At 52.1% G+C, this 9,572-nt stretch carries 8 protein-coding genes; 1 reads left to right on the forward strand and 7 read right to left on the reverse strand.

The window, feature by feature from the left end; translation table 11 throughout:
* Positions 1-39 precede the first annotated feature (39 nt).
* The 6 genes from fadD to CAG65_RS01560 form a co-directional block, all read right to left on the reverse strand.
* The gene (fadD, locus tag CAG65_RS01535; protein ID WP_021703957.1) at positions 40-1,728 is read right to left on the reverse strand and encodes a long-chain-fatty-acid--CoA ligase FadD; all 1,689 of its coding nucleotides are present in this window, start codon (positions 1,726-1,728) and stop codon (positions 40-42) included.
* A 155-nt stretch (positions 1,729-1,883) separates the two neighbouring features.
* A complete protein-coding gene (locus tag CAG65_RS01540) occupies positions 1,884-2,744 on the reverse strand; it encodes an alpha/beta hydrolase (RefSeq protein WP_161451697.1) in 861 nt (286 codons plus the stop codon).
* Entirely contained in the window at positions 2,741-3,301 is a 561-nt protein-coding gene (locus tag CAG65_RS01545; protein ID WP_040902235.1) for a Slp family lipoprotein, read from the reverse strand. The genes CAG65_RS01540 and CAG65_RS01545 overlap by 4 nt, the downstream gene beginning before the upstream one ends.
* 28 nt (positions 3,302-3,329) lie before the next feature.
* Positions 3,330-3,644, reverse strand: coding sequence for a hypothetical protein (locus tag CAG65_RS01550; protein WP_021703954.1), 315 nt, complete (start codon positions 3,642-3,644; stop codon positions 3,330-3,332).
* A gap of 41 nt (positions 3,645-3,685) precedes the next feature.
* Positions 3,686-4,387: a tRNA (adenosine(37)-N6)-threonylcarbamoyltransferase complex dimerization subunit type 1 TsaB gene (gene tsaB / locus CAG65_RS01555; protein WP_161451699.1), complete on the reverse strand. Its 702-nt coding sequence runs from the start codon at positions 4,385-4,387 to the stop codon at positions 3,686-3,688.
* Between the two features lie 12 nt (positions 4,388-4,399).
* Positions 4,400-6,328 carry an ATP-dependent DNA helicase gene (locus tag CAG65_RS01560; RefSeq protein WP_161451701.1) on the reverse strand — a complete coding sequence of 643 codons (1,929 nt, stop codon included), beginning with the start codon at positions 6,326-6,328 and terminating at the stop codon, positions 4,400-4,402.
* 296 nt (positions 6,329-6,624) lie between these two features.
* On the opposite strand from CAG65_RS01560, the gene purU reads away from it, so the two are divergent.
* Complete coding sequence (gene purU, locus CAG65_RS01565) at positions 6,625-7,458, forward strand: formyltetrahydrofolate deformylase (RefSeq protein WP_021703951.1); 834 nt, start codon at positions 6,625-6,627, stop codon at positions 7,456-7,458.
* 59 nt (positions 7,459-7,517) lie between these two features.
* Here purU and CAG65_RS01570 read toward each other — a convergent pair whose 3' ends face one another.
* Positions 7,518-9,521: an NADPH-dependent 2,4-dienoyl-CoA reductase gene (locus CAG65_RS01570; protein WP_161451703.1), complete on the reverse strand. Its 2,004-nt coding sequence runs from the start codon at positions 9,519-9,521 to the stop codon at positions 7,518-7,520.
* Positions 9,522-9,572: the final 51 nt, after the last annotated feature.

Genomic DNA, 9,572 nt, shown 5'->3' on the forward strand with positions numbered 1-9,572 from the left:
AGTCGGCATTCTAGCATTAAAAACGATTACGACGGGAAATTACTCGGCTTTAGCCAGTTTCGCATCGTTCTCTTCACGCAGCACACGACGCAGTATCTTACCTACGTTGCTCTTTGGCAGATCTTCACGGAATTCAACCAGTTTCGGTACTTTGTAACCGGTCAGATGCTGACGACAATGCGCAATCACCTCTTCCTTGGTCAGGCTTGGGTCGCGTTTCACCACGTACAGTTTTACCACTTCACCCGATACTTCATGTGGCTGACCAATGGCCGCGACTTCCAGCACTTTGCCGTGCAGTGCCACCACATCTTCGATCTCGTTCGGGTAAACATTGAACCCCGAGACCAGAATCATGTCTTTTTTACGGTCAACAATGTGCAGGAAGCCTTCGTCATCAAATTTCACGATGTCACCGGTCGATAACCAACCGTCATGATTGATCACGTCTTTTGTTGCTTCCGGTCGCTGCCAATACCCTTGCATCACCTGCGGACCACGTACCTGAAGTTCGCCGGTTTCACTGTTTGCCAAGGCATTGCCTTCGTCATCGACAATACGAACTTCCGTTGACGGCACCGGCAAACCTATCGAGCCGTTGTACGCGGTCAGATCGTGAGGATACGCAGCCACCAGCGGCGAGCATTCGGTCAGGCCATAACCTTCCAGCAGGTAACAACCGGTGGTTTTCTTCCACTGCTCGGCAACCGCACGCTGAACCGCCATACCGCCACCGACCGCCAGACGTAAATTACTGAAATCCAGCTCATGGAAGTCTTCATTGTTGATCAAGGCGTTAAATAAGGTATTGACGCCGGTGATCGCGGTAAATTGGTGCTTCTGCAACTCTTTGATAAAGCCCGGAATGTCACGAGGGTTGGTCACCAACAGGTTCTGGCCACCCATTTCGATAAACAGCAGGCAGTTTACGGTCAACGCAAACACGTGATACAGCGGCAGTGCGGTCACCACCAATTCTCGACCTTCCGACAAAACCGGACCGTAAGCGCCCTTGGCCTGCAGCACGTTGGCCACCATATTCCGGTGAGTCAGAATCGCCCCTTTTGCCACGCCGGTTGTACCGCCGGTGTATTGTAAGAATGCAATGTCATCACCGCTCATGAACGGTTTAACATATTGCAGACGACGCCCTTGACGCAGCGCCTTACGCATGGAAATCGCCCCGGGCAAATCGTACTTTGGCACCATACCTTTAACGTATTTGACCACGAAGTCGACCAAGGTGCCTTTGGCACGAGGCAGCATCTGCCCTAAACTGGTGAGCACCACGTGTTTTACCGGCGTTTTATCGACGATCTGCTCAAGAGTATTCGCAAAATTGGAGACGATCACGATAGCTTTTGCGTCAGCATCACACAATTGATGTTCTAGCTCACGCGGGGTATACAGCGGGTTCACATTTACGGCAATCAAACCGGCTCGCAGCACACCAAACAACGCCACCGGATATTGCAGCAAGTTCGGCATCATCAGTGCAACACGATCGCCCTTTTTTAGTTTCAGTTCGTTTTGCAGGTAAGCAGCAAACGCACGGCTGCGCTCTTCAAGCTTCCGAAACGTCATCACCGAGCCCATGTTCATAAAGGCTGGCTGGTCAGCGTATTTCTGAACGGATTGCTCGAACATCTCAACTAGAGACGGGTATTTATCCGGATCAATAGTTTCCGGCACATCACTTGGGTAACGTGATAGCCAAGGTTTTTCCACTGTGATACTCCTCGTTATTAGGCTGGGGTTTGCGTCAGATGGCCACTCAAGGCACGCGGACAGAAGTGCACAAACCCAGTGCAACAGCATCATTTTATTATTCTGCTATTACATCACAGCCAAAGCGCTTGAGCACGAAACACTCAAACACTTGTTTAAATTTTGTTAACTAAGCCAAAAATTAGATCAGATACTCTAGAAGGCTGCTGTAAGTGACAATGATGACCACCAGATATGGTCACGATTTTGGTCTTTTCAGAAGCGTTTAGAGCAGACTCTGCCCGTAAGTGCTGGAACCCCTGCTCGCCTAAGATCACCAGTTGAGGACACAGGACCTCAGCCTGGATTGCACGAGCATGTTCCGGAGACATGCGATACAAAGAATCACACTGTAAGTGCGTATCATGACGCCAACAAAGACGCCCGTCCTGTTGGTGTAAACTCCGTTCTACCACCGGCGCAATCAACGATTTCTCGATCTGATTTACGCTGGCCCGCCGGTGAACGGCTTCATCAACACTCTGCAGTGTCCTGAGTGGCTTGCGTCGAATCCGCTGGCGACTGAGTACCCCGTTACGCAGTCGGGAGACGCTGTTGTCGGGCGATTCCGCCAATGGACCTAAGCCCTCTATCTGAACCAATCCACTGATTTGCTCAGGAAAGGCGGCACTATAGCAACTCGCAATCAAAGCACCAAGTGAATGTCCTACTAACAAGGTTCTGTTTGGCGATAACTTAGCCAGAAATTGGTAAACATCGTCTATGTAGTCGTGAAATGGGTAGAAATTGCTACCTGATTTATGTTGTGACAGGCCATGTCCCGGTAAATCGATTGCGCACAGGTGCAGGTTCGGGTTGAGCGCTGACAGATGATTCATGACGGTCTGAAAACTGGCCGCGTTGTCGAGCCAGCCATGCAAAAAAACGACCGACAGTTCGGCCGTTTGTGCATCGCCACTCTCCACTGCCGCCAGTGTCAGCGAGTCCAGCGCATAGCGGGTGTAATTGAAATTCATTTGACGGTTTTGATGACCTTACCCTCACGCGGGCCGTAATCATAATAAAGGTGTCGACAGTAAATGCCGATGCACGGATAGAAGAAAGGATCATCATAGGTGACAACTCGCTCTTCGACACGCCATAAGTGGTAGCCTGAGATCTGCATCACCGGAAAACGATAGTCGTAATCGCCGACTTTCTCTTGCTCAGTGCCTTGTGAGGTCCCCAACAACGTCACCATCCGGCCTTTGGCAAACGTCACCGGATCGATAAACCCATCAATGTACCCTACAAAACGGCCATGTGGCTCTTTATCAATATCGGGCTTGCCGGATTCACTGATTGGCAGGTTCACCACTTCAATACGAGTTTTATTGTCGAGGTTCGTGACAGCGGCGATCACGCCGCCAAGGCGAATAGGTGTACCATCGGCCGTTGTTTGAACCGACCACGCCTGATAATCAGAAATCAACCGAGGCGAGTCAGATTTGAGGGTTTCGGGTAACGAAGCGCACCCGGCCAGTAACAGGATGGCAGAGAAAGAAAAGATGGAGGTCAGAGAAAACAGTTTCATGGCAGCCGCACCCGAAAATATCATTCAGTTAGATATAAATATCGACCCCAAGCAGGCTGGCAAGTTCCTCACGTTTGGCCTGATTCATAACGTTCAGGTACTCTTCCATGGCTTTCCGACTTTTGCCTTCCGGTAAATCGTATTGCAACCGCGCCTGGTGAACATCAGACGGCTGAACCTGGCGGATCGAGTGAGAGACGGCATCGGCAACTTTACTGGTCTGCTCGGCCGGTGTTTTACCCTGCGCCTGGTTGACGTTATTTTTCTTACCGGCTTTCTTCGCTTTATTGGTCCGTTGGTTGCCGGGGACGGAAGCAGGAGGTAAACCGTTAACTGAAACCATGGTAATCCTTTACGAGGCCACAACGTGGCCTCATTACTGAATTATTCGCGGCCCGGAAGCTTTTTCCAGGCTACGTTGTCGCGCAGATACACCGGACTGGCTTGCTCTGCGTCAACCGTGTTGCCTTTCGCCAGTTCAAAGGTCGCCAGATAGGCGATATCCCGGGCATCCGGGTACAACACTTCACTCGGAGTACGTTGCAACTCAATCGCAGCCAGCTCTTGCACGTATGCATCCCATCCCGTGCCAGCGGTGCCCCAAATACGTTCATCTGCCTGAATTTGCTCTGCCAGCATCAATGGTGGAATCACACATTCTGGCTCCATCTCATTCCAGCTTCCGTCAGCCTGACGGCTAAAACGTCCCCAGTAGACTTCACTCATACGTGCATCAATCGCACAGGCTACCTGCTGCATGCCATGCACCCGGTACGACCCTTGGGCCATCGCCGCCAGCGTGGAAATACCTATCATAGGTAAGTCGGCTCCGAAGGCCAGCCCCTGCGCGATACCGATGCCAATGCGCACACCGGTAAAACTGCCCGGCCCTCGGCCAAACGCCAGCGCGTCCAATTCGTGCAATGTCAGCCCGGCTTCTTTAAGCACTTCGTCCACCATAGGCAGGATTTTTTTGGTGTGATCCCGCGGGGCGACTTCACTGCGTACGTAAAGTTGGTCTCCGACTAAAAGCGCAACTGAACAGTTTTCGGTTGCAGTATCCAAGGCAAGAATTTTCGTGCTCATTAATGTCTCTGATTATACTTCGTTGGTATCTGAAATCTGGATAAGAAACTCTTTCACCACTTCGAGATCGCGGGTCCGCGGAATCGGTGGCAGACTGGACAGGAAGATCCCGCCGTAGTCTCTGGTCACCAGGCGATTGTCGCAAATGATCAATGCGCCCTGGTCTCTCTTATCACGAATTAACCGCCCGACGCCCTGCTTCAGGGTGATCACCGCGTCAGGCAACTGCACCTGAGCAAACGGGTCGCCACCCTTGAGGCGGCAATCTTCAATCCGGGCCTTTAATAACGGGTCGTCCGGAGCGGTAAAAGGCAGTTTGTCGATGATAACACAGCTTAACGCATCACCTCTAACATCAATCCCTTCCCAAAAGGCGCCCGTGGCCACCAGCAACGCATTGCCAAGTTCCATAAACTCTGCCAACGTTTTCTGCTTACTGGTCTCCCCCTGTAACAACACGGGCACGGTCAAGGTTTCCCGGAAACGTTCGCCCAAATCGCGCATCATACTGTGAGAGGTGCACAGGAAAAAACACCGCCCACGGTTTTGCTCAATCAACGGGGCCAACATGTTCACCAGTTTGTCTGCCAACCCAGGGCTGTTGGGTTCCGGCAGATAACGCGGCACACACAGCCTCGCCTGACTTTGATAGTCAAACGGACTCGGCAGCGAAAACTGCTGCGCCGGTTGCAAGCCAAGCCGAGAAGTAAAGTGACCAAAGTCATCGTTCACCGCCAACGTTGCAGAGGTGAATATCCAGGCACCTTGCTTGAGTTCAATCTGCTCATGAAATTTATCGGCGACCGACAACGGAGTAATGTGCAGACTGAAATGCCGCGGCGTCGTGTCATACCAGTAAGAGTAGCCGGTGATCGACACATCACACACCCGGTCGATGCGCGCTTTGATCAGGGTCGCTCTTTCGTAGGCGGTATCCAGCAGTTGACTGCGCCCCAGCGCCAACTTGAGCACATCGAGGGCAAAGTCGAGCGCATCCTGCAACCGTTCTAACTCACGAACAATTGGCGCGGAGTTCAAGGCTTCACGCCAGTTGCCACGAAATCCGGGCTCACCCAGCAAAATTCGCAGGTCACCGGCCGTCTGCACCAGCTTCTCGCCCACTTTCTGTAACTGACGCATATCGCGCGCTTCGGTGCGATACCCGATTTCAATGTCTTTCGCCAACTCTTGAATTTGCCGGCTGGATACCGATTGACCGAAGTACTGACTGGCAATATCGGGCAGTTGATGCGCTTCATCAAAAATGAAAACGTCAGCCTCAGGAATCAACTCACCAAACCCGGTTTCTTTGATCGCCAAATCGGCCAGAAACAGGTGATGGTTCACCACCACCACATCAGAGTCCATCGCCCGCTTACGCGCTTTGAGCACAAAGCAATCTTGATAACTCGGGCACTCTTTGCCCAAGCAGTTATCATTGGTCGACGTGATCGTTGGGATCACCGGGCTGTCTTCTGCAATCGCTTCACACTCCCCCAGATCGCCGGATTTGGTTTCCGACGCCCAGCCACGCACTTTGACCAATTGGGACAACAAGGTTGGATCCGACTGCGGCGTATGACTTTCAACCATCTGACGGCTAAGGCGGTCCAGACACAGATAGTTAGCACGGCCTTTTAGCAAGGACACCTGACCATAAAATCCCAGCGCCTGAGTCATCAGAGGCAAATCCCGATGAAACAGCTGTTCCTGTAGGTTCTTGGAGCCGGTGCTGATGATGGTCTTCTTGCCGCTCAGCAAAGCAGGGACCAGATAGGCAAATGTTTTACCCGTTCCAGTTCCTGCTTCCACGACCAGTTGTCCTTCGCCACGAATGGTCTGGGCAACGGCTTCGGCCATATCTAACTGAGCCTGACGGGGCTGAAAGCCCGGAATGGCTTTGCCGAGTGCGCCTGTGGCGGAGAAGACTTTTGAAATCATAACAAAGTGTGCAGTGAATCGAGTTGGCAGCGATTATGGCAGTTTTACACCAGCAGCGCGACCTGCAATCAGCAAAGCCTCCAAGCCGCCGGCTAAACTGCGACCCGACGAAATGATACTCTGTTGACTGAGTATGAGTTGTCGCCTCCGGCACACGCAGGCACAAGGCAAACGGTTGGCACGGATATTTTGTTGAAACCAAATCCAAATTCGATTACTTATTAAATCAACTCACCGCATGACTGTCGTTGTCATGCGGCCACAAATAACAATGATATGCATGGAAGTTGTACTCAATGGAAAAGAAAACCTTGCTGACCCACTGCACTGATGCCCCGGGTCTGATCTCAAAAATCACCAACATCTGTTACAAGCACCAACTCAACATCATCCACAACAATGAGTTCGTGGATAACACCAGCGGCCACTTTTTCATGCGTACTGAACTGGAAGGTTATTTTAATGATCAAACCTTCCTCGCCGATTTGGATCATGCGCTGCCTGAAGGCACCAAGCGCAAACTGATCGATTCATCACGCAAACGCATTGTGATCTTAGTGACCAAAGAAGCTCACTGCCTTGGTGACATCCTGATGAAAAGTTACGATGGTAGCCTGGATGTCGACATCGCCGCAGTGGTCGGCAACTACGACAAACTCCAGAGTCTGACGGAAAAGTTTGATATCCCGTATCACTGCGTGTCACACGATGGCCTGACCCGCGAGCAACACGAGCAACAGGTTCTGGCGGTGATCGAACAATATCAGCCCGATTATCTGGTGCTGGCGAAATACATGCGGGTACTGACGCCAGGCTTTGTGGAGCGCTATCACCATCGTATTCTCAATATTCACCACAGTTTCCTGCCTGCGTTTATCGGTGCGAAGCCGTATCAACAAGCGTACGAACGCGGAGTGAAGATCATCGGTGCAACGGCACATTTTGTGACCAACGATCTAGATGAAGGTCCAATCATTAAGCAGGATGTGATTCCGGTCGATCACAACTTCAGTGCCTCAGACATGGCCCAGGCTGGCCGCGATGTTGAGAAAACGGTGCTGAGCAAAGCACTGACGAAAGTGATCAACGATCATGTCTTCGTGTACGGCAACAAAACCGTTATCCTGTAAGCCACGATGAAAAAAGGCGCTCATCAGAGCGCCTTTTTCTTGGTCAGCATACCAACAACTCAGAGCTTGATGGCCAGCTCAACACCCTGACGAATGGCGCGCACAGCATCGAGCTCCCCGGCGTGATCCGCCCCGCCGATCACGTGCAGTTTATCACCCATCTGTTCCCATTGGTCCTCAAATGGACGAACCGACTCCTGACCGGCACAGATCACCACTTTATCGGCCTCGAGCAATTGTGGTTTACCATCCACCGAAATATGCAGCCCTTGCTGATCGATTTTTTCATAGCTGACGCCACCGAGCAGATTCACCCCGCGGTTTTCCAGAGTACGTTTGTGGATCCAGCCCGTGGTTTTACCCGGCCCTTTGCCGACCCGACCTTTACGCCGCTGTAATACCCACACGGTTTTATCACTGAGTGAATGAGGGTACGGATACAAACCGCCCGGATGAGTAATTTCCTTATCGATGCCCCATTCGTGCAACCAGTCATCCAAGTTGTGACCTGCCGGCTCCGTTAGCATGGTCGCAATATCGACCCCAATACCTCCGGCTCCCACGATCGCGACTTTCTCGCCAACGGGGGTTTTCTCTTTGATCAATGTCTGGTAATCGACCACTTTTTCCGGTGTGTCTATGCCGTCAATCGTCACTTTACGTGGCGCCACGCCCGACGCCATCACCACTTCATCGTACTCCTGCAACAAATCAAACGTCGCGTCCGTACTGAGGTGCAGATTGACTCCGGTGAGGTCGATCTGGTTGGCAAAATAGCGAATGGTTTCGCGAAACTCTTCTTTGCCCGGAATTTGCATCGCCAAGCGGAACTGTCCGCCAATGCGATCATTGCGTTCAAACAAATCCACCTTATGCCCGCGGCGTGCCAGCGTCGTCGCGCAGGACAGCCCAGCCGGACCAGCGCCGACCACGGCGATGGTTTTAGGATTGTCACTCGGCGTGATCACCAGCTCGGTCTCACGACAAGCGATCGGGTTGACTAAACAGCTGGCACGCTGGCCTTTAAATACATTGTCCAAACACGCCTGATTACAACCGATACACGTGTTGATCAGATTGGACTGGTTCTTTTCGGCTTTCGCCACAAAATACGCGTCCGCGAGGAATGGCCGCGCCATGGACACCATGTCGGCCTGACCGGAGGAGAGAATCTTTTCCGCTTCTTGTGGCGTATTGATCCGGTTACAAGTGACAACCGGCACATTGAGGTGCGGCCGGATTTTTTCGGTCACCCAACTGAATGCCGCCCGAGGCACCTGCGTCGCGATGGTAGGAATACGCGCTTCGTGCCAGCCGATCCCCGTATTGATGATCGTCACTCCCGCCTCTTCCAGCCCTTTGGCCAGCATCAGGACTTCCTCGAAGGTACTGCCTTCTTCAACCAGATCTAACATCGACAAACGGAAGATGATGATGAACTCCTCGCCAACCGCTTTACGAATCGCTTTGACAATTTCCAGCGGCAGACGCATTCGGTTTTCATAGCTGCCACCCCATTCGTCGTAGCGCATGTTAGTACGCTTACAGATAAACTGGTTGATCAGGTAGCCTTCTGATCCCATGACCTCGACACCGTCATAGCCGGCCAGTTGTGCCAACGATGCACTGTTGGCAAACGCGTCGATGGTTTTGCGAATTTGACGTGTACTCATCTCACTTGGCGCGAAACGGGCAATCGGTGCTTTAATTGCGGAAGCGCTCTGAGCAAACGGATGCATTGCATACCGACCGGCATGCAAAATCTGCAACGCAATTTTACCACCATGGCGGTGCACGGCCTCTGTCACCACTTTATGTGACTGCGCGTGTTTGGGTTTGCTGAATTCGGCACTGAGCGGATGCAGGCGCCCGCGTAAATTGGGCGAAAAGCCGCCGGTAACGATCAGTCCGACTCCACCTTTGGCACGCTCTTCATAAAAAGCCGCAAGTTTGTGCAGCCCTTCTTTATGTTCTTCCAGACCCGTGTGCATGGATCCCATCAGCACGCGGTTTCTTAATGTTGTGAAGCCTAAGTCGAGAGGCTGTAACAGATTTGGGTACATGGCAGACATCACTTTCATTATTATATCCTTGTGGTCTGACCACAATATGCC

It is taken from the genome of Vibrio sp. V39_P1S14PM300, from assembly GCF_009904765.1.
GTDB lineage: Bacteria > Pseudomonadota > Gammaproteobacteria > Enterobacterales > Vibrionaceae > Vibrio > Vibrio proteolyticus.

Coding starts and splice junctions, on each gene's coding strand:
- purU (WP_021703951.1), top strand. CDS start 6,625: ATGGAAAAGAAAACCTTGCTGACCCACTGCACTGATGCCCCGGGTCTG.
- CAG65_RS01570 (WP_161451703.1), bottom strand. CDS start 9,521: ATGTACCCAAATCTGTTACAGCCTCTCGACTTAGGCTTCACAACATTA.
- CAG65_RS01560 (WP_161451701.1), bottom strand. CDS start 6,328: ATGATTTCAAAAGTCTTCTCCGCCACAGGCGCACTCGGCAAAGCCATT.
- CAG65_RS01540 (WP_161451697.1), bottom strand. CDS start 2,744: ATGAATTTCAATTACACCCGCTATGCGCTGGACTCGCTGACACTGGCG.
- tsaB (WP_161451699.1), bottom strand. CDS start 4,387: ATGAGCACGAAAATTCTTGCCTTGGATACTGCAACCGAAAACTGTTCA.
- CAG65_RS01545 (WP_040902235.1), bottom strand. CDS start 3,301: ATGAAACTGTTTTCTCTGACCTCCATCTTTTCTTTCTCTGCCATCCTG.
- CAG65_RS01550 (WP_021703954.1), bottom strand. CDS start 3,644: ATGGTTTCAGTTAACGGTTTACCTCCTGCTTCCGTCCCCGGCAACCAA.